The sequence below is a fragment of the Burkholderia sp. Bp9031 genome (genome assembly GCF_003857965.1).
Taxonomy (GTDB): Bacteria; Pseudomonadota; Gammaproteobacteria; order Burkholderiales; family Burkholderiaceae; genus Burkholderia; species Burkholderia ambifaria_A.
Window position 1 is genome coordinate 1 of record NZ_QTPW01000049.1, and the last position, 22,201, is coordinate 22,201.

Consider the following 22,201-nt stretch of genomic DNA (forward strand, 5'->3'; position numbering starts at 1 on the left):
TGTACGAGAGCTACATCCACCCGATCACGATCCTGTCGACGCTGCCGTCGGCCGGCGTCGGCGCGCTGCTCGCGCTGCTGCTGTTCAAGACCGAGTTCAGCATCATCGCGCTGATCGGCGTGATCCTGCTGATCGGCATCGTGAAGAAGAACGCGATCATGATGGTCGACTTCGCGATCGACCAGACGCGCAACGGCAACAAGTCGTCGTTCGATGCGATCCACGAGGCGTGCCTGCTGCGCTTCCGGCCAATCATGATGACGACGATGGCGGCGCTCCTCGGCGCGCTGCCGCTCGCATTCGGCCACGGTGACGGCGCCGAGCTGCGCGCGCCGCTCGGGATCGCGATCGCCGGCGGCCTGATCATGTCGCAGGTGCTGACGCTCTATACGACGCCGGTCGTCTATCTGTACATGGACCGCCTGCGCGTGTGGGCCGAGAAGCGCCGCAACCGCCGCGGCAAGTCGGGCGGACCAGCGGTGGCTGGCGAATAACGGCACGCGGCCGGACACGGATCGACGGGGCCTGCCGCACCGCCCCGCTCCGTGTGCCGGCCGGCGCTGCGTGTCGGGCGCCGTGCGGGCTTCCCGTCAGGAATCGCCAGCGGTATTCGGCGACGGCTGCCGTATCGGGCAGCGCGTCCGACAAGCGTTGTACCGCGCCGTCGAGCATCGCGGGCACGTGCCGGAGATTCCTGGCGGCGCAAAAAGCCGAGCGAATGACCTCTGCGCCCGAAATGTGGCCGATCGTCCAGATCGTTTCACCTGACGATTCGCGCGCAGCCGACGCAGTGTCGATCGCCTGCGCCGCGGATCCGGCTTGCACGCCGGCGGCGATCGACTATCGTGTGTCCATGTCCACCCTCGCGCCCCTTCCCGGGGACCCGCCATGAACGTCCAGCTGAACCATACGATCGTCTGGTGCCGCGACAAGCACGCGTCGAGCCGCTTCCTCACCGAGCTTCTGGAACTGCCGCCGCCGACGCCGTTCGGCGCGATGCTGGTCGTCCCGCTCGAGAACGGCGTGTCGCTCGACTTCTACGAAAAGGAGGGGGAGATCACCGCCCAGCACTACGCGTTCCTGACCGACGAGGCCGGCTTCGATCGCGTGTATGCGCGCATTCGCGAGCGCGGCCTGCCGCACTGGGCCGATCCGGCGAAGCGGCAGCCCGATGACATCTACCGCCATTACGGCGGGCGCGGGGTGTATTTCGACGATCCGGACGGTCACTTCCTCGAAGTGATGACGCAACCGTACGTGCTGAACGGATGACGTGATGCGTCGGCCGGCGTTGCACCGGCCGACGGGTCGACACGGGCGGCGCCTCGGTCCGACGCCGCTCCGCCCTGACGCCGTTACTCGGCGGCGGCGGCCGTCTTGCGCGGGCGGCGCGCGCGGGGCGCCGTCTTGCGGGCCGGTTTCTTCGGCTTGGCGTCGGCAGCCGCTTCACCGGCCGCTTCAGTGGTCGATTCGGCTGCCGGGGCGGCCGGTGCCGCATCGTGCGGCGGCTGCCCTCCGGCTGCTGAAGCACCGTACTCGCCGGCAGTCGGCGCCGCGTGCTGCGCCGCGACGTGGCGGTCCTCACCGTGCTCCGCCTCCCGATGCCTCGCCTCGGCATGCTTGCCTTCCGCGTGCTTGCCTTCCGCGTGCTTGCCTTCCGCGTGCTTGCCTGCCGCATGCTTGTCGCCGCCGTGCGCGGCCTCCTCCGGCTTCGACGCCGCATGATGGCCAGCGCCCTTCGCATCACCCCCCTTCTTCGCGCCGGTCTTCTTCGCCGCGCTCTTGCGTGCGCGCTTGCGGCCGTCCTTCGCGTCACCGTGCGTCTCGGCCGCTTCGACCGGCCCTGCCGGCATGCTCGCCGCTTCGTTCGTGACATCGATGACGGTCGCCTCTTCCGCGTCGACCTGCACGCTTTCGTGCACGGCCGCTTCCGCCTGCTGCCCGCGACGCCGCGGTTCACGCCCGGCCGGTGCAGCCTCCGCGTGGCGCGCGCCGTGACCGTGGTGCGCGCCACCCGTATCACGAGCCGCCGCCACCGGTTCGGCCACCGCCGACTGGCGCGGCCGCGACACGAACGCGCCCGACTTGTCGTCGCGCCCCACATCGAGCAGGCCGCGCGCCTGCGCTTCGTCGAGCAGGTTGCCGAACGCGCGGAAGCCGTAATACGACTCGTTGAAGTCCGGCTTGCGGCGCTTGATCGCGCTCTTGAGCACCGACGCCCAGATCTTGCCGACGTCGTCGCGCTCCGATGCCAGCGCATCGAACGTCTCGACCGCGAGCGCGATCGCCTCGGTCCGGCGCGCTTCCATCTCGGGCTTGCGCGACGGCTCGTCGGGGCGCTTCGCGCCGCCATTGCCCGTGCGCTGCTGTTCGCGCTTCGCCAGCGCGCGCTGCTGCTCGCGCACCAGGTCGTCGTAGAAGATGAATTCGTCGCAGTTCGCGACCAGCAGGTCCGACGTCGACTTCTTCACGCCGACCCCGATCACCTTCTTCGCGTTCTCGCGCAGCTTCGACACGAGCGGCGAAAAATCCGAGTCGCCGCTGATGATCACGAACGTATCGACGTGCGACTTCGTGTAGCAGAGATCGAGCGCGTCCACGACGAGCCGGATGTCGGCCGAATTCTTGCCCGACTGGCGCACGTGCGGAATCTCGATCAGCTCGAAGCTCGCCTCGTGCATCGACGCCTTGAAGCCCTTGTAGCGCTCCCAGTCGCAATAGGCCTTCTTCACGACGATGCTGCCCTTCAGCAGCAGCCGCTCCAGCACCGGCTTGATGTCGAATTTCTCGTACTTCGCGTCGCGCACGCCGAGCGCGACGTTCTCGAAGTCGCAGAACACGGCCATGCTGACGTTGTCCAGGGGTAATGCCATGTGTACTCCAACCGGTTGGCCGCCGCGTTGTATTGCGTAGCGGCGAAAAATGCATCGCGCACATGATAGCCGGTCGGCGGGTCGATCCCGCAATCCGCGCGCACAGCGGCGCACCGACGGGGCCCCGCCCGGCCTCGCCGGCAAGCCTCGAGCGGTACAGCCCCAATTACCCGCGCGCCGCCGGCTCAAATCGACATACACTTGAGTATCGGTCGTCCGTCCCTATCTGGAAGGATGACGCATCGAGCAAGGAGCGGTTTCATGACGACGAAGGTACTGCTGATTGGCGCGACCGGCCGCACAGGCCTGGCGTGCGCGGATCTGCTGCTCAAGCAGCCGGAATTCGAGGTGACTGCGCTGGTGCGCCGGCACGGCTATGTGCTGCCGGGCGCGAAGGTCGTCGAGGCCGATCTGACGGGCGATTTCTCGCACGCATTCCAGGGCATCACGCACGTGATCTACGCGGCCGGCTCGGCCGAATCGGAAGGCGCAGCCGAAGAGGAGCAGATCGATCGCGACGCGGTCGCGCGCGCGGCCGAGCATGCGCTCGCCTACAACGTGCAGAAGCTGGTCGTGATCAGCTCGCTGACCGCGTACTGGCCGGAGCGCAGCGGCGACGCGCTGCGCCACTATTCGCAGATGAAGCGCGAAGGCGACGAGCGCGTGATCGCGTCGGGCATCGACTACGTGATCCTGCGCCCCGGCCCGCTCGCGGACGGCCCGGGCGTCGGCAAGATCGCGCTGACCGAGGAGCCGCTCGACGCCGCGCCACCGGTGTCGCGCCAGGATGTGGCATGGGCCGCGATCGAGGCGATCAAGCTTGGCATCTCGCGCAAGGTCATCGGCTTCGTCGGCGGCGGCGCGCCGATCGAACAGGCATTGCGCGCGTAACCCATGCCCGCGCCGCCACCCGGGCGGCGCGTTTCGTCGCGCCTGCGGCCCGCGATGCGGGCTGGCTGCCCGCGGCTTACTGCTTCGGATGTGCGTCGGCCCACGCCTTCACCGCGCCGAGCGTGTTCTCGACATGCTTGTCGGGCGACAGGCTCGTGTACTCGTACAGCACCTTCCCTTCCGGCGAAATGACATAGGACACGCGGTTCGCGCGATCGAGCAAGGGCAGCTTCGCGTCGTATTGGCGGATGATCTTCGCGTCCGGATCGGCAGCGACCGGGAACTTGCTGCGGCATTCGCTCACGGAGAACCGGGTCAGCGTGTCGATGTTGTCGGCGGATACGCCGATCACCGTCGCGCCGTAAGCCTTGTAACGATCGACGGCGTCCGCGAACGCATGCGCCTCGATGGTGCAACCCTTCGTGAACGCGGCCGGGTAGAAGTACAGCACGACCGGCCCGTGCTTCAGCGCATCGGCGAGCGAGTACGTGTAAGTCTTGCCGCCCAGCGACGCCTGCGTCGTGAAGTCGGGCGCCATGTCGCCCGGCTTCGGTTGCGCCTGCGCGACCAGCGCATGACCGGCCACCAGCAGCGCCGCCGCGGCGCCCACCAATAGTTTTCGCTTCATCTGCGTCCTCATTTCTTATAAAGTCAGCCTCGATGGAGGCCACGTCGGCGTTCGCCCGTCGAACGCCGGCATGTACGCCCCGGTTCAGCGGCAGTGCCAGCCGCTGCCGGCCGGTTAAAGATTCCGCGCAGCCTGCCGTTATTCCTTCCGGACAACCGGTTCCAGCCCTTCACGTCAGCGAGAAACATGGAAGCCAACAGGAAACAGACGCCACGCAAGGGCTCCTGGCGCAATGCCTTGCATACGCTGCGCCGCTTCGCCTGGTCGGGCGGCGCGCTGATGCCTGCGCGCGCCGGCGCGCCGCGGCGCGACGATACCGTGCGCAACTGGCTGGAACAGACGGTCGGCACGGTGGATTTCCTCGCCCATGTCGACCGCGAGCTGCGCTTTCTGTACGTATCCGATGCAAGCCTGCGCTTCATCGGTTATCACCGCGACTACCTGCACACGCTGACGCTGCGCGACCTGATCGCGGAACAGGATACCGCGGCGCTCGAAGGCCTGCTTGCGCGCGCCGCGCGCTCCGGCCAGGTCGAGAAGGCGACGATGTGCATCGTCAAGTCGCTCACCTACCCGCTCGACGTGGAAATCCGCGCGTTCAAGAGCCGCCACCACGGCGTCGACGGCTTCGCGATCGCGGCGTTCGACGTGTCGGCCTGGCGTGCGCTCGAGGCCCGCCTGACGTACGAGATGCACCACGATCCGATGACGGGACTCGACAACCTGTCCGCGCTCGTGCCCGCGCTGATGCGCGCGCAGCAGGCCGCCGACGAGAGCGGCACGTGCGCGGCGCTGCTGCTGCTCGACCTCGACGACTACCAGCGCATCAACCGCGCGCTCGGCTACGACGCCGGCGACACGCTGCTGCGCGACACCGCGCAGCGGCTGCGGGCGCTCGTCGCGCCCGGCGAGCAGCTCGCGCGCGTCGCGAGCGACAAGTTCGCGATCGTGTTCAGCGCCCCGGACCGCACGCGCGCGAGCAACGCCGCGGACGCGCTCGCGCGCCGGCTGCAGGCCGCCGTGCGCGAACCTTACGTGTTCCAGGGGCAGACCGTGCACCTGTCCGCGAGCATCGGCATCGCACTGTACCCGGACGAACGTACTGCGCCCCATCGCGCGCAGCACCACAGCCCGCTGCTGCGCCGCGCCGACCATGCGCTCGCGCAGGCGAAGGCGTCGGGCGGCAATGCACTCGCGTTTCACGAGCCGGTCGACGACCCGGCCGACGCGGAACGGCTCAAGCTCGAGGCCGATCTGTACGACGGCGTGCGCAACGGCGAATTCTCGCTCCATTTCCAGCCGATCACGCGTAGCCAGTCCGGTACGGTGGACGGCGTCGAGGCGCTGATCCGCTGGCGTCATCCGGTACACGGCCTCGTGCCGCCAGCGACCTTCATCCCGCTCGCCGAATCGATCGGCCTGATCAACTATCTCGGCAACTGGGTACTCAAGGCCGCGTGCATGCAGCTCGTCGCCTGGGACCACCAGGGGCTCGCGCTGCAGTATGTGGCGGTCAACGTGTCACCGCAGCAGTTCCGCGACCCGCGCTTCACGCAAAGCGTGCGCGAGGCGATCGCGCTGACGGGCATCGACCCGCGCCGCATCGTGCTGGAAATCACCGAAAGCCTGCTGATGCACGACCCGGTACAGGCGAAGGGGCTGCTCGAGGAGCTGACCGAGCTCGGCATCCGCTTCGCGATCGACGATTTCGGTACCGGTTATTCGAGTCTCGCGTACCTGCAGCGCTTCCCGCTCGCGAAGCTGAAGATCGACCGCAGCTTCGTCGAGAACCTGCTGACGTCGCGCAACGATCGCGCGATCGTGTCGGCGGTGGTCGGCCTCGCGCAAACGCTCGATCTCGAGCTCGTCGCCGAAGGCGTCGAAACCGAGGCGCAGCGCGAGCTGCTGACCGAGATGGGCTGCAACCATATCCAAGGCTGGCTCGTGTGCCAGGCGCTGCCGTCCGAGGAACTCGCCCGGCGCTTCGAGGCGCAGCAGCTGCGCCTGCACGCCGCCTGACGCGCGCGGCGAACCGGACTGATCCGTATGTCAATCACTGCACACCTGCCCCGCACGGCGCTGCTCGACAAGCTGTGGGCCCGCATGAGCGAACGGGGCGACTTCCCGCTGCTGTCGGAATCGCTACGCGCGACGATGGCCGCGATGAAGAACGACGATCTCGACTTCACTGCGCTCGTACGCGTCGTGCTGTCGGATTTCGCGCTCACGCAGAAAGTCCTGCGGCTCGCCAACTCCGCGATGTACATGGCGTTCGGCGGCAACATCACGACCGTCACGCGAGCACTGATGGTGCTCGGCATGGACACGGTCGGCCATCTCGTCGTCGGGCTGAAGCTCGTCGACCATTTCCACCACAGCACGCCGCGCCGCATCGACGCGAAGCTCGAGCTGAACCGCGCGCTGCTCTCCGGCTGCGTCGCCCGCAAGCTCACCGAGCATGCGGAGCTGCGCGGCGGCGAGGAAGCCATCGTCTGCACGCTGATGCGCCAGGTCGGCAAGCTGCTCGTGGTCTGCTATCTCGACAGCGAATGGGACCGGATCCGCCGCCGCGCCGCCGAGCTGAACGGCGACGACGCGGCCGCGTGCGTCGACGTGCTGGGCGTCGGCTTCGACGAGATCGGTCTCGAGGCTGCCGCGAGCTGGCGGCTGCCCGACGTGATCCGCGCCGGGATGGCCGACGGCGACGGTCGCACCGCGCACGCCGCCATCCTCGACGAGGACGACGACCGCGACGATCGCCATCGGCCCGAAGCCTACGGCGACGAAGGCGCCGAGCGCGTGCACTGGCTGCGTGCGGTGAGCCGCTGCTCGACCGATGTCGCCGGTGCGCTCGCGATGCCCGCGGGCCCGCAGCGCGACGCGGACATCGCGGTGCTCGCGCAGTACTACGGGCAGGAGCTGGAGATCGATTCCGACGCGCTGGTGGAAATTGCCGACCGGCTCGCACGCGAGGAAGCAAGCGACACCGTGATGCGCGAGATCGTCGAGCTGCGCGCGAACGCCGACGCGATCGCGCGGGCGCAGCCCGAGCCCGAGGCGTGCCTCGAAGCCGGCCTCGCCGACCTGCGCGCGCTGCCGTCCGAGCACGTGCTGACGCCAGTGCTCGCGCTCGCGTCGGAGAGCCTGCTCGCAGGCCTCGCGTTCACGCGCACCGTGATGTTCGTGCGTCGTGACGACGGCTCGTTCGCCGCGCGTCTCGGCTTCGGCCCGGGCGTCGATGCAGCGCTCGACCGGCTGTGCTTCGACGAGCGCTTCGAACCGGACGTGTTCCATCTCGCGATCACGAACTCGGTCGGCATCTTCATCGAGCAGGCGCAGGAGCCAAAGATGGTGAAGCGCCTGCCCGCGTGGTACCTCGATGCGCTCCCCGACACGCGCGCATTCGTGCTGCTGCCGGTGCGCGTCGGCACGAAGACCGTCGGCCTGCTGTACGGCGACTGGGCCGGCGCGCAGCCCTCGCGCAAGATCACGCAGCAGGAGATGGGCGTGCTCAACGAGCTCGCGCGCGAACTGGGGCGGTTCTTCCCCGCGTGATGCACGCGGCACGCAGCCGGCGGCCGCCTCGCCGGCACGTGTGCGACGAGCGGCGCCCCAAATGCAAACCGGCCGCGAAAGCGGCCGGCTGCATCGTGCGACGGATCGAAACGCTTACTTGAGCGTGACCGGCACGCTGAAGTACTTCTTCGCGAGGTTGTCGATCGTGCCGTCGGACTTCAGCTCCTTCAGCGCCTGATCGAGCGCGGTCTTCAGTGCCGCGTCGTTCTTGCGCAGACCGAAACCGACGCCCGAGCCGAGGATCTCGGCATCGCTGACCGTGCCGCCGGCGAAGCCGAAGCCCTGGCCTTGCGGCTTCGACAGGAAGCCCTTCGAGCCGGCTTCCGAATCCTGGAACGTCGCATCGAGACGGCCCGACTTCAGGTCGGCGTAGGCCAGGTCCTGCGTCTGGTACGGCACGACCTCGACGCCGGTCGGCGCCCACTTCTTCTTCGCGTACGCTTCCTGGATCGTGCCCTGCAGCACGCCGACGCGCTTGCCCTTCAGCGCTTGCGGGGTCGGCAGCAGGCCGCTGCCGTGCTTCGCGATCAGCTGGTTCGGGATCGTGTAGATCGGATCGGTGAACGCGATCGCGTGCTTGCGCTGGTCGGTGATCGTCATGTCCGAGTTGATCGCATCGAACTTGCGCGCCTGCAGCGCGGGGATCAAGCCGTCGAAGTCGTTCTCGACCCACACGCACTTCGTCTTCAGCTTCGCGCACACCGCGTTGCCGATGTCGATGTCGAAGCCGGTCAGCTTGCCGTCGGGCGTCTTGTATTCGAACGGCGCGTACGAGGCCTCGACGCCGAACCGGATCTCCTTCAGATCCGCTGCCGTCGCGCTGCCTGCCGCCACGGCCGATGCCGCCACTACCGCGTGCGCGGCCACTTTACGCCAATCCAACTTCATCAGGTGTTCTCCTCGATACTCGAATGTTCCGGAACTACGGGCGCATGCATCATTGCAGGGTCGGATGACAACGACAATCCCGATGCCGCGCCTTGATGCGGCGCAACAGCCGCAAGGCCGCGATTGTACCAATCCGCGCGGCCCGATATGGCAAAGCGGCCGCCGGCACGCGATGCTGCGCTGCGTGCGCCGGCAGCAGCCCGGCGGCCCGGCGAACTTGCAAGACGATGTCGCAAATACGCAAGCGCGACGCGCGGGCCGTCTGCGCGGCGTACAAGCGTCATCTCAAAAATGGAATTGTTGCCGGGCGGTGCGCGGGCCGCGGATCACCGCAGCCGCAAGCAGCCGGTCATGGGTCAGACGAGTGCCGCAAGCGTGTCGCGCGTCGTGTCGACGACGAGCAACCCCGCACGCAGTCCCGGTTTCACGGTCGGATTCGGGAACACGATGCGCTCCTCGTCATGCTTCACCGTGTAGCGGTAGTCGCCGTCCTGCGCGAGCACCGTGCCGCGCGAGAACGCGGTGAAGTTCGCGACGTCGGACGCGACGAACAGCTCGAGCGCGTCGCTCTGCTTCGTGATCTGATCGATCACGGTGAACACGCGCGGCAACGAGGCGCCAGCGTCACGCGCCGCGCCCGAGACGAGCTTGCGCACCGCACGGTCGGCCGGCGCGAAACGCGACAGGTCGTTCTGGCCGAACGGCCGCACCTTGCCGAGCTCCAGCGTGCACGCGAGCGCGCCGCATTGCTCGGCCGTGTAATGCGAATACGTGTTGCCCTTCGCGGTATGCAGCAGCACGGCCGCGATGCGCGCATCGCCCAGCCATTCGACCATCGCGCGGGTCGGCGGCGTGCCCGTGTGCGGCAGCAGCGCGAACTGCTCGAACACCGATGCACGGATCGCCGTGTGCATGTCGATGTGCCAGCGCGCACCGCCCGTCGGCGCGGCCGCGAAGAACGCGGCGGCCGCCGCTTCGAGCTGCAACGCACGCGGCGCTTCGCGGCTCGTCGGCACTTGCGCGTGACGGCCGCTGAACAGGCGGTTCAGGTCGTCGTCGAGATAGCGCTCGCCCGCGCGCATCGCCGGCACGTTGCCGAGCACGACGAGCAGCCGGCACGCGAGCGGCAGCGTGCCCGCTGCGAGATCGTGCACGAGCATCGACAGCAGCTCGATCGGCGCGGTCTCGTCGCCATGCACGCCGGCCGACACGAGCACGCTCGCGCGCGGCGACGCATCGGCATCGTCGCCCACCGCCGGCTCCAGCGCGAGCAGCCCGTCACCGAGCCATTGCCAGCGCACCGCACCGTCGGCGCACGCGCCGTCCTTCACGGCCGGCGCGTCGCCCGCGAGCGTGAACGCGAGGAAGTCGTCGAGCAGCGCGGCGGCCGGCATGCGTGGCTCAGCGCTGGAAGTCATACAGCGACCCGACGCGCAGGATCTGCGTGAGCTCGTCGAGCGCCGTGCGCGATTCGTCGAGCAGCGTCGGATCGGCAAGGTCTTCCGGTGCGAGACGGTCGCGGTAGTGCTTCTCAATCCACGCGTCGAGCGACGCGAACAGCGTGTCGTTCATCCACACGTTCGACGTGACGGCCGCACGCTCGGCGTCGTTCAGCACGACGCGCAGGCGCAGGCATGCGGGTCCGCCGCCGTTCTTCATGCTTTCGCGCAGGTCGAACACGAGCACGTCGCGGATCGGGCCGTTGCCGGCCTCGAGCCGGTCGAGATAGGCGGCAACGTTCGCGTTCTCGCGGCATTCCTGCGGCACGACGAGCACCTGCGAGCCGTCCGCGCGCGACAGCAGTTGGCTGTTGAACAGGTACGACGTGACCGCATCGTTCACGCTCACGGCCGCCTCGGGCACCTCGATCACGTTCAGCCGCGCGCCGCGTGCGTCAAGCGCGGCCGTCAGCGTGTCGTAGATCGCCTGCTTGTTGACGAACGCGCGCTCGTGCGTGAACAGCGTGTCGCGGTTGCCGACCGAGATCACGTCGTTGTGGAACACGCCTGCGTCGATCACGTCCGGATCCTGCTGCGCATAGACCGTCGCTTCTGCCGCAAGCCCGTGGCGATGCGCGACCGCGCGGCTCGCCTCGAAGGTCTGGCGCGCCGGGAAGCGCTTCGGCTCCGGGCCGCGGCGGTATTCCGCACGGCCGTACACGAAGAACTCGACGCCCGGCTTGCCGTATTCGGCGCAGAAGCGCGTGTGGTTCGCCGCGCCTTCGTCGCCGAGTGCCGGCGTGCCGGTCAGCGCTTCGTGCACCGCGAAATGGGCGGGATCGGCGAACAGCGTCGACAGCGTACGGCGCGTCGCGTCGTGCTCGATCGCGCGATGCAGCTTGCTGCACAGGTTCGCCGGCGTGAAGTGCACGCGGCCGTCGCCCGTGTCGGCCGACGGGCTGACGGTCGCCGCGTTCGCGGTCCACATCGCCGACGCCGAGCTCGCCGCGGCGAGCAGCTCGGGCGCCTGCTTCGCGGCCTTCGCGATCACGTCCGCATCCTTGCCGGAGAAGCCGAGCTCGCGCAGCAGCCGCAGCGACGGCCGCTCCTGCGGCGGCAGCACGCCTTGTGCGAAGCCGAGATCCGCGAGCTGCTTCATCTTGCGCAGCCCCTGCTTCGCCGCCGCCTTCGGATTCGCGGCCGATTTCTCGTTGTTGAGCGACGCCACGTTGCCGAACGACAGCCCGGCGTAGTTGTGGGTCGGGCCGACGAGTCCGTCGAAATTGGCTTCTTGTGCGTTCATCGTCGTTCCCTCGATCAGAAGTGCAGGCCCGGCGACAGGCTCGCGGGCAAGGTCAGTTGCGTGCTTTCCACCGACGCCATCGGATACGCGCAATAGTCGGCCGCGTAGTACGCGCTCGGACGATGGTTGCCCGAGCGGCCGGTGCCGCCGAACGGCGCGGCGGACGATGCGCCGTTGGTCGGGCGGTTCCAGTTGACGATCCCCGCACGGATCGTGCGGCGGAAGTGATCCCATGCGTGCGCGTCGTCGGCCAGCAGGCCGGCGGACAGGCCGAACGCCGTGTCGTTCGCGCGCTCGATCGCGTCGTCGAACGTCGCGTAGCGGACGATCTGCGCGAGCGGGCCGAAGTGTTCCTCGTCGGGCAGGTTCGCCACGCCGGTCACGTCGATGATCGACGCGTTCACGAAGCCCAGGCGCGAATCGCGCTGCGCCATCTCGATGATCGGCTTCGCGCCTTGCTCGATCAGGCGCGACTGCGCGTCGACGAGCTTCGCGGCCGCGCGCGCCGAGATCACCGCGCCCATGAACGGTTGCGGATCGGCGTCGAACACGTCGGCCGTGATCTTCGACGTCACGTCGGCAAAGCGTGCGAGGAAGCGATCGCCGAACGCGCCCTGCGGCACGAAGATGCGGCGTGCGCACGTGCAGCGCTGGCCGGCCGACAGGAACGCCGACTGGATCGTGTGGTGCACGGCCGCGTCCACGTCCTCGACCTCGCCGATCACGAGCGGGTTGTTGCCGCCCATCTCGAGCGCGAGCACGATTTCCGGACGGCCGCCGAACTGCTTGTGCAGCAGCGTGCCGGTATCCGAGCTGCCCGTGAAGAAGAGGCCGTCGATCTGCCGATGGTTCGCGAGCGCGATGCCCGTGTCCTTCTCGCCCTGCACGAGGTTCAGCACGCCGGCCGGCAGCCCGGCTTCCTGCCATACCTCGACCGTCGCGCGCGCGACGCCCGGTGCGAGCTCCGACGGCTTGAACACGACCGCGTTGCCCGCGATCAGCGCCGGCACGATATGACCGTTCGGCAAGTGGCCGGGGAAGTTGTACGGGCCGAACACCGCGACGACGCCGTGCGGGCGATGGCGCAGCACCGCGACGCCGTCGGCCATGTCCTGACGCTTCTCGCCGGTGCGTTCCTGGTACGCCTGGATCGAGATGCCGACCTTGGCGGCCATCGCCGCGACTTCGGTGCGCGCTTCCCACAGCGGCTTGCCGGTCTCGCGGCCGATTGCCGTGGCGATCGCTTCCTTGCGCTCGGTGAGCAGCGCCGCGAAACGCTTGACGATCGCGCAGCGCGCTTCGAAGTCGAGCGTCGACCAGCCGGCGAACGCGCGGCGCGCGCTCGCGACCGCGCGGTCGACGTCGGCCGCCGACGCGCTGTCGCCCTGCCATGCAATCGCGTCGGTGCCCGGGTTGCGCGAAGCGAAGACCGGGCCCGAGCCTGCGACCCAGGCGCCGTCGATGAAGAGTTCCGTCATGATTCGTTTATCCCTGTTTGACTTTGAGCGGCAGCACGCGGACCGGATCGCCTGCCTTCACGTCGAGCGCGACGGCATCGTCGGCCGACAGCACGAACGCACCGTTCGCGACCACGCCCGGCGCGACGCCGACGCGGAAATCGTTCAGCGACGTGTTCGACACGAGCGACTTCGGTGCGTCGTCGCGCGCATCCGGCACGCCGATCGCGACCGGCACGACGACGCTCTCGCGCACCGTGCGCAGGTCGTTGACGTGGCATTCGAGCACCGGGCCCGCGTCGAAGATGTCGACGTGGTTCTGGTAGCGCAGCCCTTCCGCTTCGAGCATCTTGCGCGCCGGCAGCGTGTCGCGGTGCGTGAGGCCGACCGCATCCTGCGCGTCCTGCGGCAGCAGGTCGACGTACACCGGATAGCGCGGCATCAGTTCCGCGAGGAACGACTTGCGGCCATGCGAGCTCAGGTAGTCGGCCGCGTTGAAATCGATCTGGTAGAAGTGCGAACCGACTGCGCGCCAGAACGGCGACGTGCCGTCCTCGTCGAAGTGGCCGCGCAGTTCCGCGCAGATACGTTCCGGAAAGCGCTCGCGGAATTGCGCGATGAACATGAAGCGCGAGCGCGACAGCAGGCCGCCCACGCCGCCCGTGCGATAGCGCGGGCTCAGGAACAGCGAGCACACTTCCGCATAGCCCGTCAGGTCGTGCGAGATATTGAGCGCGGACATCCGCGTCCACACGCCGAGTTCCTGGCTCGCGTGCACGACCGTGCTCACGCGATAGTTGTAGAACGGCTGTTCGAGGCCGACCTGCGTCTCGATCCCGCACACGCCCGCGATGTCGCCCGTCTTCGACTCTTCCATCACGAAGAAGTAGCCGGCCTCGCCGGCCGCGGCCTCGCCCTCGAGCGTGCGGCGCGTGCGTTCGATGCGCGCGGCGAGCGCGTCGCGGTCGGGCTTGAACGTGGTCAGGCCCGGCCCGGTTTCCTTCGCGAGCGACACGAGCGCGTCGACGTCGCCCGTTTGTACGACCCGAACGACGATCATGCTGCGTCTCCCTTCATCTCTTCATCGTCGCGGCGGTGCAGCGGCACGCAGCGCACGACATCGCCATCCTTTACATCGAGCGCCGCGCGCACGTCGCCGGCCAGCGGCGCATGGGCCGTGTCGCCCGGCAGGTCGGCCAGCACGCAGCGAAACGATTCGCCGCTGCCCGTCGACACCATGTACGCCACGTCGCCCTGCTGCCGCGCCGCTTCGCGCACGGTGCGCTCCGCGCCGTGCTTCACGCACGCCGTGCGGTCGACCTGCGCGGTCAGCACCGGGCCCGCGTCGAAGATGTCGACGAAGCGGTCCGGTTCGAAGCCTTCCTCGAGATGGATGTCGTACGCGAGCAGCGCCGTTTCGTTCGGCTCGCCGAGCACGCGCTGCGCGGCTTCCGGCAGCAGCGGCACGTAGAGCGGATAGGCCGGCATCACTTCCGCGATGAACGTGCGGCTGCGACCGCCCGACGCGATGTCGACGTCGGTGAAGTTGCGGCCGAAGAACTTGCGGCCCACCGCTTCCCAGAACGGCGATGCACCCGTGTTGTCGCTCACGCCGAGCAGCAGCGTGAACACTTCCGGCGTGAAGCGGCGGCGGTTCGCGGCGATGTACATCATCCGCGCACGCGAGATCAGATGCGCGGCCGCGTCGCCGCGCAGCGACGGATCGACGTAGAAGCCCGCCAGCCGGCTCTTGCCGGTCAGCTCGTGCGACATCGTGAGCGCGTGGATCTTGCGATTCACGTGCAGCTCGCGCGACGCGTGGATCAGTGCGTCGTTGCGGAACGCGTAGAACGGTTCCGAGTAGCCGGCCGCGGCCACGATGCTCGCCGTGCCGAGCAGCTTGCCCGTTGACGAGTCCTCGAGCACGAAGAGATAGAACTCCTCGCCGGCGAAGTCGACGTCCGCGCGAAACGAATCCTCGGAGAGCGCCACGCGCGCTTCGAGCGCCGCGCGGTCGTGCGGCAGCGAGTGCAGGACCGGCTGCGCGGTGCGCGCCATGTGCGCGAGCGCATCGAGATCCGTGAGTTTGCCGGGGCGAACAAATAGCATCGTCGTTCCTGTCTGCGATGGGCGCGCCGATCAGCGCGCGGTGGCTTCCTGGGCCGCGAGCACCTGTTCGACCGCCTTCTCGAAGCGCTTCACGCCTTCGTCGAGCAAGTCGAACGGGATCACGAGCGACGGGACGAAGCGCAGCACGTTCGGGCCGGCGATCAGCATGATCAGGCCGTTCTCGACGGCGGCTGTGACGAAGTCCTTCGCACGGCCGTCGAATGCGGCGGTCAGTTCCGCGCCGACCAGAAGGCCCTTGCCGCGGATGTCCTTGAAGATACCGAAGCGTGCGTTGATGCGTTCCAGCGCGCCCTTCAGCCGCACGCTGCGTTCGCGCACGCCTTCGAGCAGGGCCGGGTCGCCAATCAGTTCGACGACCTTGTCCGCGATTGCCGAAGCGAGCGGGTTGCCGCCGTACGTCGTGCCGTGCACGCCGACCTTGAAGTGCGCGGCCAGTTCGTTCGTCGTCAGCATCGCGCCGATCGGGAAGCCGTTGCCGAGTGCTTTTGCGGTCGTGAGGATGTCCGGCGTAACGCCCGTGTCCATGTACGCGTAGAACTGGCCCGTGCGGCCGACGCCCGTTTGCACTTCGTCGAAGATCAGCAGTGCATCGTTCGCGTCGCATGTTTCGCGCAGTGCCTTCAGGAAGGCCGGATCGGCCGGGATCACGCCGCCTTCGCCCTGCACCGGCTCGACGATCACCGCGCAGGTTTGCGGGCCGATTGCGGCCTTTGCGGCTTCGATGTCGTTGAACGGCAGGTGCTTGATGCCGGCCGGCACCGGGCCGAAGCCTTCCGAGTATTTCGGCTGGCCGCCGACGCTGACCGTGAAGAACGTGCGGCCATGGAACGACTGGACGAACGACACGATTTCGTATTTATCGGCGCCGTGGCGGTCGAATGCAACGCGGCGGGCGAGTTTCAGTGCGGCTTCGTTCGCTTCCGCGCCCGAGTTCGCGAAGAATGCGCGGTCGGCGAAGGTTAGCGATTCGAGGCGCTTCGCGAGGCGCAGCACCGGCTCGTTCGTGTAGCCGTTGCCGATGTGCCAGAGCTTGCGGCCTTGTTCGTCCAGAACCTTCAGCAGTTCCGGATGGCCGTGGCCCAGCGACGTCACTGCGATGCCGCAGGCGAAATCCACATATTCGCGGCCGGCCGTGTCCCACACGCGCGAGCCCTCTGCACGGTCCGGCACGAACGGCGCGGGGGAGAATACCGGCACCATCACTTCGTCGAATGTCTGGCGGGTCACGGTCGAGGTCGTCATGGTCGTTCCTTTCGGTTTCGTAAGAGGGTTCAACAGGATCAAGTTTAGGTAAGGGTGACGCAAGCGTCTTGCGGAATTGCGACGGGTTCTATCGGAAGCGCTTTTCTTCGGTCTATTTTGCCCCCCTCCCGGCGGGGGCTTCGGTTGGTGGCCGTATTTTGGGGCTTTTCGGGTGGTTCGCCCTGTGTTTGGCGTGAAGCACCTGTGATCGTGTCGGTCTATTAGCGTCGCCCCTGCGCGGGGCGGCGGTTACTTTTCTTTGTCTTGCCAAAGAAAAGTAACCAAAAGAAAGGCGCTCGGATAACGCATGACCTCCCGGTGCCGTGGCCACCAAAGTGGCCCTCGCCTAAGTGTCGGCGCCAGGAAAGAACCCGGAGTGGTTCGAGCAATGGTTCTGACGCGCCACACCACCCCACGGAGCGGTATACCGCCCGCTAGCTCCGTCCTCACTTCGCTCGGCCGACAGGTCTACACGTCCCCCTTTGCAACGCTGTCGGTCGATTGGTTTCCACAATCGGGGTGGGTGGCGCATGAATGCAATAAATCGACATCGTCGTTGCGGTGCAGCGGGCACGTTACTGATTTCGGGAACTGATCAGTGGGTGTTTCATGTGTGGCGTGGGCGCATGAATTGCGACTGAAGAACCTTGCAGCCGAGCGAAGCGAGGACGGAGCTAGCGGGCGGTATACCGCTCCGTGGGGTGGTGTGGCGCGTCAGAACCATTGCTCGAACCACTCCGGGTTCTTTCCTGGCGCCGACACTTAGGCGAGGGCCACTTTGGTGGCCACGGCACCGGGAGGTCATGCGTTATCCGAGCGCCTTTCTTTTGGTTACTTTTCTTTGGCAAGACAAAGAAAAGTAACCGCCGCCCCGCGCAGGGGCGACGCTAATAGACCGACACGATCACAGGTGCTTCACGCCAAACGAAAGCGCACCACCAAAAAAATCAATCCTTCGCCCCGCGCTCGACAAGTGCGCCCCCGCGAGGCTCGCTCCCACCGCCTGTCTGCTTCTCGAGCCAGGCCCGTCGATCTTCCCGAGGCGTAACGCCAAACCGCTCGCGGTAAGCATTGGAAAAATGCGCAGCAGAAGAAAACCCGCAAGCAAGACTAACTTGAACCACCGACTTGCTGGTCCGCTGCAACTGCGTCCGTGCCTTGAGCAACCGAAGATTGAGGTAATACTTTGAGGGCATCGCCCCGAGATACTGCCGAAAGAGCCGCTCCAGTTGCCGGCGTGAAACGCCCACGAGCCCGGCGATCTCATCGGTCGTCAAAGGATCCTCGATATTGGCTTCCATCAAAAGCAAAGCATCATTCAACCGAGGATGTCGCTCACCGGGCGCGGTAACAAAAGGAATCCGTTGGCGCTCCTCACCACTCCGCAGCGTCCCGGCCCCGAGCGCATCAGCAATCCGCTCCGAGAGATCCGCCCCATGTTCCCGGCCAATCATGGCCAGCATGAAGTCCACGGTGGCTTGCCCACCGGCACAGGTCGCCCGATCGCGATCAATCTCGAAGATCTGCTGCGTGACGATCGACCGCTCGAACTGTTCAGCGAACTGCTGATACGTCTCCCAGTTCACGCTCACGCGATAACCGGAAAGCTGCCCGGCCATCGCGAGCCACCACACGCCGTGGTGAATCCCGGTCACGACGGGCGTGCGCTGCCCGACCCGCGCGAGACTCGCGAGAAACAACCGATAGTCGGCAAACTGCTGAAACCGCTCCGACACGACGATCAGCCAGTCGCACGCGATCGCATCGTTGAACGACGCATCGGCATGCCACTGCGCACCACCGGCGAGCGGCACCGGCCGCCCGTCCCACGAACACACCTGCCAGCGATACAGCAAGCGCCCGTCGATCTCGTTCGCGAGATTCAACGCATCGACGATCGGACCCACGCCCGACATCGACACGGGCGGCAATGCAACGATCACCACCTGCGTCGTGCGGGTGGCGCCTGCGGGACGAGACACCGGTACCACGTATGAAACCCGCCCTTCGCGTTACTTGAGGCTGCCCGACAGGAACTGCTTCAGACGCTCGCTCTGCGGACGCACCAGCACCTCCTTCGGATCACCCTCTTCCTCGGTCCGCCCCTGATGCAGGAACATCACGTGGTTCGACACGTTGCGCGCAAAACCCATCTCGTGCGTGACGACGATCATCGTGCGGCCTTCCTCGGCCAGCTTCTGCATCACCTTCAGCACTTCGCCGACGAGCTCCGGGTCGAGCGCCGAAGTCGGCTCGTCGAACAGCATCACGTCGGGATGCATCGCGAGCGCACGCGCGATCGCGACACGCTGCTGCTGGCCGCCCGACAGGTGCGACGGATACTGCTTCTCGACGCGCGGCGCGAGGCCGACCTTCTCGAGATATTCGCGCGCACGCTCCTCGGCTTCCTTCTTCGAAATGCCGAGCACGTGCACCGGCGCTTCCATCACGTTCTCGAGCACGTTCATGTGCGCCCACAGATTGAAGTGCTGGAACACCATCGCGAGCTTGGTGCGGATACGCTGCAACTGCTTGTGATCGGCAACCTCGAGCGCACCGGCACGGTTGGTCTTCGTGCGCACGGCCTCGCCGTCGACGACGATCTGCCCCGCATTCGGCCGCTCGAGAAAATTGATGCAGCGCAGGAACGTGCTCTTGCCCGAACCGCTCGCGCCGATGATGCTGATGACATCGCCGGCCTTCGCGTTCAGCGACACGCCCTTCAACACCTCGTTATCGCCGTAACGCTTGTGAATGTCGACCGCGGCAAGCTTGACGGAAGCGGACGCGCTCGTTTGAGTGATCTCGGCCAACTGGCTCTCCTCGAAGTGAAATCAATGACGGCCGGCCGCGAGATACGCGAGCCAGTGGCGCTCCGCCCGGCGAAATGCCGCGACGAGTGCGAACGATACCGCAAGATAGATCAGCGCGGCGATTCCGAACGACTGGAACGCCATGTAGGTCGCGGAATTGGCGTCGCGCGCGACCTTCAGGATGTCGGGCACGGTCGCCGTGAACGCCACGGTGGTCGCGTGCAGCATCAGGATCACCTCGTTGCTGTACAGCGGCAGCGCACGGCGCAGCGCCGACGGCAGGATCACCCGGCGGTACATCGTGAACGGCGACATCCCGTAGGCACGCGCCGCCTCGACCTCGCCGTGCGGAATCGCACGAATCGCACCCGCGAAGATCTCGGTGGTGTACGCGCAGGTGTTCAGCGCGAACGCGAGGATCGCGCAGTTGAAGCCGCTCCTGAAGAACGCGTCGAGCAGCGAGTGCGAGCGCACGAACTCGAGGCTGTACATGCCCGTGTACATCAGCAGCAACTGCACGTAGAGCGGCGTACCGCGAAAGACGTACGTGTAGAACCGCACCGGCATCGACAGCCACTTCTTCTTCGACACGCGTGCAACCGCAAGCGGCACCGCGCACACGAAGCCGAGCGAAATCGACGCGACGAGCAGCCACAGCGTCACCGCAAGGCCGGAGATGCGCTGGCCGTCCCAGTAAAGGAACGCCTGGCCGAATTCCTGGAGGATCTCGATCATAGTTCTGCGTGCCGCACGCCCATGGAATAACGCTTCTCGAGCTGGATCAGCACGAGGTTGGAAACGGTCGTGATCGCAAGGTAGATCAGCGCCGCAATGAGGATGAAGAAGAACATGTTGAAGGTGCTCTTGCCGGCGTCCTGCGCGGCCTTCACGACGTCCGCGAGGCCGATGATCGACACCAGCGCGGTCGCCTTCACGAGCACCTGCCAGTTGTTGCCGATGCCCGGCAGCGCGAAGCGCATCATCTGCGGAAACATGATCCGCACGAACACGCGCATCCCGCTCATCCCGTACGCCGCGCCGGCCTCGAGCTGGCCGCGCGGCACCGACAGGAACGCGCCGCGGAACGTCTCGGTGAAGTACGCACCGTAGATGAAGCCGAGCGTCAGCACGCCGGCAACGAACGGATCGATGTCGATCTGGTCCCAGCCGACGAGGTCGGTGAACTGGTTCAGCCAGATCTGGATGCTGTAGAACAACAGCAGCATCAGGACGAGATCGGGCACCGAGCGAATCAGCGTCGTATAACCGGTCGCGATCGCTCGCACCACCCGGTTATGCGACAGCTTCGCCACCGCGCCGATCAGCCCCAGCGCCACCGCAGCGGCGAGCGACAGCACCGACAGCTCGATGGTCTGCACGGTGCCTGCCCAGAGGACGGGACCAAAGCCGTAAAGGAACACGCGCGTCTCCAGTGTTGATATGGACACCGGCACGCATATCTCTCCTGCGCCGGGCTGACGCGGATAGTCGCAAGCGAAATTGATTGCCTCAAATCACCGTACACACGTTTGCTGCGCCGCAGCAATTCGTCCCACCATTTGCAAGCACGGGCTACGCCACTGTTTCAAAAGGAAAAAACCCGCTTCCTGACAGTCGGATGACACGCAGGGAAGCGGGTTTTTTGCAATTTTCCGGTCGCTTTTTCGATATAGCGACGGACTGGCCATCGGGCCGAATGGGCACATCCGGACACGCGCCACACAATCGCTCGCTCAGGCCCGCAACGCCATACGCGCACATTCGATGCCTCCGGCGACGGCGCTCCATTTTTGCATCTACAAAAACCCTTGTCACCTCATGTTTTTGCATCCACAATTAGTCGGAATTCCATTCGTTTTCGACGAGGCCAAGGATCTGTCGAACCGGCTAAAACACGGCATCTCGTTGCGAATGGCCGAATTCGCCGAGTGGGAAGCCGCGTGCGCGTGGCCGGACACCCGCCGGGATTACGGTGAGATGCGCTGGATCTGTCTGGTGCCGATCGGCGAGCGCCTTCACACGGCGATCGTCGTCCCGCGCGGCCGCACGCTGCGTGTCGTCAGCCTGCGCAAGGCCAACAACCGAGAGATGATTCGATATGAAAAAGGCGGTTAAATTCATCCGCAACACGCCCGAGGAAGAAGCGGCGATCGCGCGCGGCATCGCCGCCGATCCGGACGCCCATGAACTCAGCGACGAAGAAATCGATGCGATGGAGCCGTTCGTCGAGGTCGTCGCGAAAAAATTCGGGCGTCCGAAGCTCGAGCGCCCGAAGGAACAGGTCAGCATCCGCTACGACGCAGACATCCTCGCCGCGTTTCGGGCTGACGGCCCCGGCTGGCAGACGCGCATGAACGACGCGCTGCGCGAATGGCTGAAGAAGCACCGCGCCTGAACGTCACCGCCCTTTCAGGATGTCGGAGCGCGAAGTCGTATAGACAAGCCCGTCCGGGCCGAAATGGACGTTGAAGAACGCATCGGTGTTGACGCCGTCCTCGAGCCAGCGCCAGCTCCACACCGTCTCGGGCTTCAGCGGGTACTGCGCGATGTCGCCCGGCTTGCCGAGCAGGCGCCGCACCTCGTCCTCGTTCATCCCGGGGCGCACCTTCGCGAAATTCTCGGCGGTCAGCACCTGCGTCGCGCCCATGTAGTACCCGTTCGGGTCGAGGTCGACGAACCAGGTCTGGTTGCCCATCGGGCCGCGCGGATATTCGAGGCGCTTCGAGCCGTCGGTGAAGGCGCGCTCGGTCTCGGGCTTGCCCATCGTGGCGCGCACGTCGGCTTCGGTCGATACGCCGGCCTTCAGCCCCTTCAGCAGCAGCGGGGCCGGCTTGATCGCGTTGAAAAAGTCCCTGATGCGTTGCACGTCGAGATTGCCTTGCTTGTCGTCGCAGCCGGTCAGCGCCAGCGCGGCGGCCAGCATTGTCACGGGAAGCAGCCGGAAACGGAAAATCATCGGAA

The 22,201-nt window shown here is 66.6% G+C and carries 21 protein-coding genes; 7 read left to right on the top strand and 14 right to left on the bottom strand.

All coding sequences use genetic code 11. The annotated features are described in order from the left end of the window. Both DIE15_RS34455 and DIE15_RS34460 read left to right on the top strand, forming a co-directional pair. On the top strand, positions 1-494 hold a 494-nt coding region (locus tag DIE15_RS34455; protein WP_185734600.1), incomplete at its 5' end, for an efflux RND transporter permease subunit. A gap of 394 nt (positions 495-888) precedes the next feature. Continuing rightward, positions 889-1,272 (top strand): VOC family protein, encoded by a 384-nt coding sequence (locus tag DIE15_RS34460; RefSeq protein ID WP_057927819.1) that lies wholly within the window; start codon positions 889-891, stop codon positions 1,270-1,272. An 83-nt stretch (positions 1,273-1,355) separates the two neighbouring features. On the opposite strand, the gene DIE15_RS34465 is transcribed toward DIE15_RS34460, so the two are convergent. Then, positions 1,356-2,873 carry an NYN domain-containing protein gene (locus DIE15_RS34465; protein WP_124835652.1) on the bottom strand — a complete coding sequence of 506 codons (1,518 nt, stop codon included), beginning with the start codon at positions 2,871-2,873 and terminating at the stop codon, positions 1,356-1,358. A gap of 261 nt (positions 2,874-3,134) precedes the next feature. Between DIE15_RS34465 and DIE15_RS34470 the strand changes: the two genes are divergently transcribed. After that, positions 3,135-3,764 carry an NAD(P)H-binding protein gene (locus DIE15_RS34470; protein ID WP_057927817.1) on the top strand — a complete coding sequence of 210 codons (630 nt, stop codon included), beginning with the start codon at positions 3,135-3,137 and terminating at the stop codon, positions 3,762-3,764. Positions 3,765-3,840: 76 nt separating this feature from the next. On the opposite strand, the gene DIE15_RS34475 is transcribed toward DIE15_RS34470, so the two are convergent. Further along, positions 3,841-4,392, bottom strand: coding sequence for a peroxiredoxin (locus DIE15_RS34475; RefSeq protein WP_057927816.1), 552 nt, complete (start codon positions 4,390-4,392; stop codon positions 3,841-3,843). A gap of 279 nt (positions 4,393-4,671) precedes the next feature. Here DIE15_RS34475 and cdpA point away from each other — a divergent pair, with 279 nt between their 5' ends. Next, positions 4,672-6,411 carry a cyclic di-GMP phosphodiesterase CdpA gene (gene cdpA / locus DIE15_RS34480; protein WP_199866607.1) on the top strand — a complete coding sequence of 580 codons (1,740 nt, stop codon included), beginning with the start codon at positions 4,672-4,674 and terminating at the stop codon, positions 6,409-6,411. 27 nt (positions 6,412-6,438) lie between these two features. After that, positions 6,439-7,947: an HDOD domain-containing protein gene (locus tag DIE15_RS34485; RefSeq protein ID WP_124835653.1), complete on the top strand. Its 1,509-nt coding sequence runs from the start codon at positions 6,439-6,441 to the stop codon at positions 7,945-7,947. 114 nt (positions 7,948-8,061) lie between these two features. On the opposite strand, the gene DIE15_RS34490 is transcribed toward DIE15_RS34485, so the two are convergent. From DIE15_RS34490 to DIE15_RS34555, 11 genes are all read right to left on the bottom strand, one after another. Next, positions 8,062-8,856, bottom strand: a complete 795-nt coding sequence (locus tag DIE15_RS34490) for an ABC transporter substrate-binding protein (protein WP_124835654.1) — start codon at positions 8,854-8,856, stop codon at positions 8,062-8,064. 356 nt (positions 8,857-9,212) lie between these two features. Continuing rightward, the gene (astE, locus tag DIE15_RS34500) at positions 9,213-10,250 is read right to left on the bottom strand and encodes a succinylglutamate desuccinylase (RefSeq protein ID WP_185734602.1); all 1,038 of its coding nucleotides are present in this window, start codon (positions 10,248-10,250) and stop codon (positions 9,213-9,215) included. A 7-nt stretch (positions 10,251-10,257) separates the two neighbouring features. After that, positions 10,258-11,598, bottom strand: a complete 1,341-nt coding sequence (gene astB / locus DIE15_RS34505) for an N-succinylarginine dihydrolase (RefSeq protein ID WP_124835656.1) — start codon at positions 11,596-11,598, stop codon at positions 10,258-10,260. Positions 11,599-11,612: 14 nt separating this feature from the next. Then, positions 11,613-13,076, bottom strand: coding sequence for a succinylglutamate-semialdehyde dehydrogenase (gene astD / locus DIE15_RS34510; RefSeq protein ID WP_124835657.1), 1,464 nt, complete (start codon positions 13,074-13,076; stop codon positions 11,613-11,615). Between the two features lie 7 nt (positions 13,077-13,083). Next, positions 13,084-14,115, bottom strand: a complete 1,032-nt coding sequence (gene astA / locus DIE15_RS34515) for an arginine N-succinyltransferase (RefSeq protein WP_057927809.1) — start codon at positions 14,113-14,115, stop codon at positions 13,084-13,086. Further along, positions 14,112-15,164 carry an arginine/ornithine succinyltransferase subunit alpha gene (aruF, locus tag DIE15_RS34520; RefSeq protein WP_057927808.1) on the bottom strand — a complete coding sequence of 351 codons (1,053 nt, stop codon included), beginning with the start codon at positions 15,162-15,164 and terminating at the stop codon, positions 14,112-14,114. Before aruF ends, astA begins: the two co-directional genes overlap by 4 nt. Positions 15,165-15,194: 30 nt before the next feature. Next, positions 15,195-16,427: an aspartate aminotransferase family protein gene (locus DIE15_RS34525; protein ID WP_124835658.1), complete on the bottom strand. Its 1,233-nt coding sequence runs from the start codon at positions 16,425-16,427 to the stop codon at positions 15,195-15,197. Between the two features lie 947 nt (positions 16,428-17,374). Further along, positions 17,375-18,418 (bottom strand): GlxA family transcriptional regulator, encoded by a 1,044-nt coding sequence (locus DIE15_RS34540; RefSeq protein WP_124835660.1) that lies wholly within the window; start codon positions 18,416-18,418, stop codon positions 17,375-17,377. Between the two features lie 21 nt (positions 18,419-18,439). Beyond that, positions 18,440-19,240, bottom strand: coding sequence for an ABC transporter ATP-binding protein (locus DIE15_RS34545; RefSeq protein ID WP_124835661.1), 801 nt, complete (start codon positions 19,238-19,240; stop codon positions 18,440-18,442). Positions 19,241-19,261: 21 nt separating this feature from the next. Next, the gene (locus tag DIE15_RS34550) at positions 19,262-19,975 is read right to left on the bottom strand and encodes an ABC transporter permease (protein WP_057927804.1); all 714 of its coding nucleotides are present in this window, start codon (positions 19,973-19,975) and stop codon (positions 19,262-19,264) included. Next, positions 19,972-20,661, bottom strand: a complete 690-nt coding sequence (locus DIE15_RS34555; protein ID WP_057927803.1) for an ABC transporter permease — start codon at positions 20,659-20,661, stop codon at positions 19,972-19,974. The genes DIE15_RS34550 and DIE15_RS34555 overlap by 4 nt, the downstream gene beginning before the upstream one ends. Positions 20,662-21,058: 397 nt before the next feature. On the opposite strand from DIE15_RS34555, the gene DIE15_RS34560 reads away from it, so the two are divergent. Then, positions 21,059-21,355 carry a BrnT family toxin gene (locus tag DIE15_RS34560; protein ID WP_057927802.1) on the top strand — a complete coding sequence of 99 codons (297 nt, stop codon included), beginning with the start codon at positions 21,059-21,061 and terminating at the stop codon, positions 21,353-21,355. Then, positions 21,339-21,635: a BrnA antitoxin family protein gene (locus DIE15_RS34565; protein ID WP_057927801.1), complete on the top strand. Its 297-nt coding sequence runs from the start codon at positions 21,339-21,341 to the stop codon at positions 21,633-21,635. The genes DIE15_RS34560 and DIE15_RS34565 overlap by 17 nt, the downstream gene beginning before the upstream one ends. A 3-nt stretch (positions 21,636-21,638) precedes the next feature. Here DIE15_RS34565 and DIE15_RS34570 read toward each other — a convergent pair whose 3' ends face one another. Next, positions 21,639-22,196, bottom strand: a complete 558-nt coding sequence (locus DIE15_RS34570) for a hypothetical protein (protein ID WP_124835662.1) — start codon at positions 22,194-22,196, stop codon at positions 21,639-21,641. Positions 22,197-22,201: the final 5 nt, after the last annotated feature.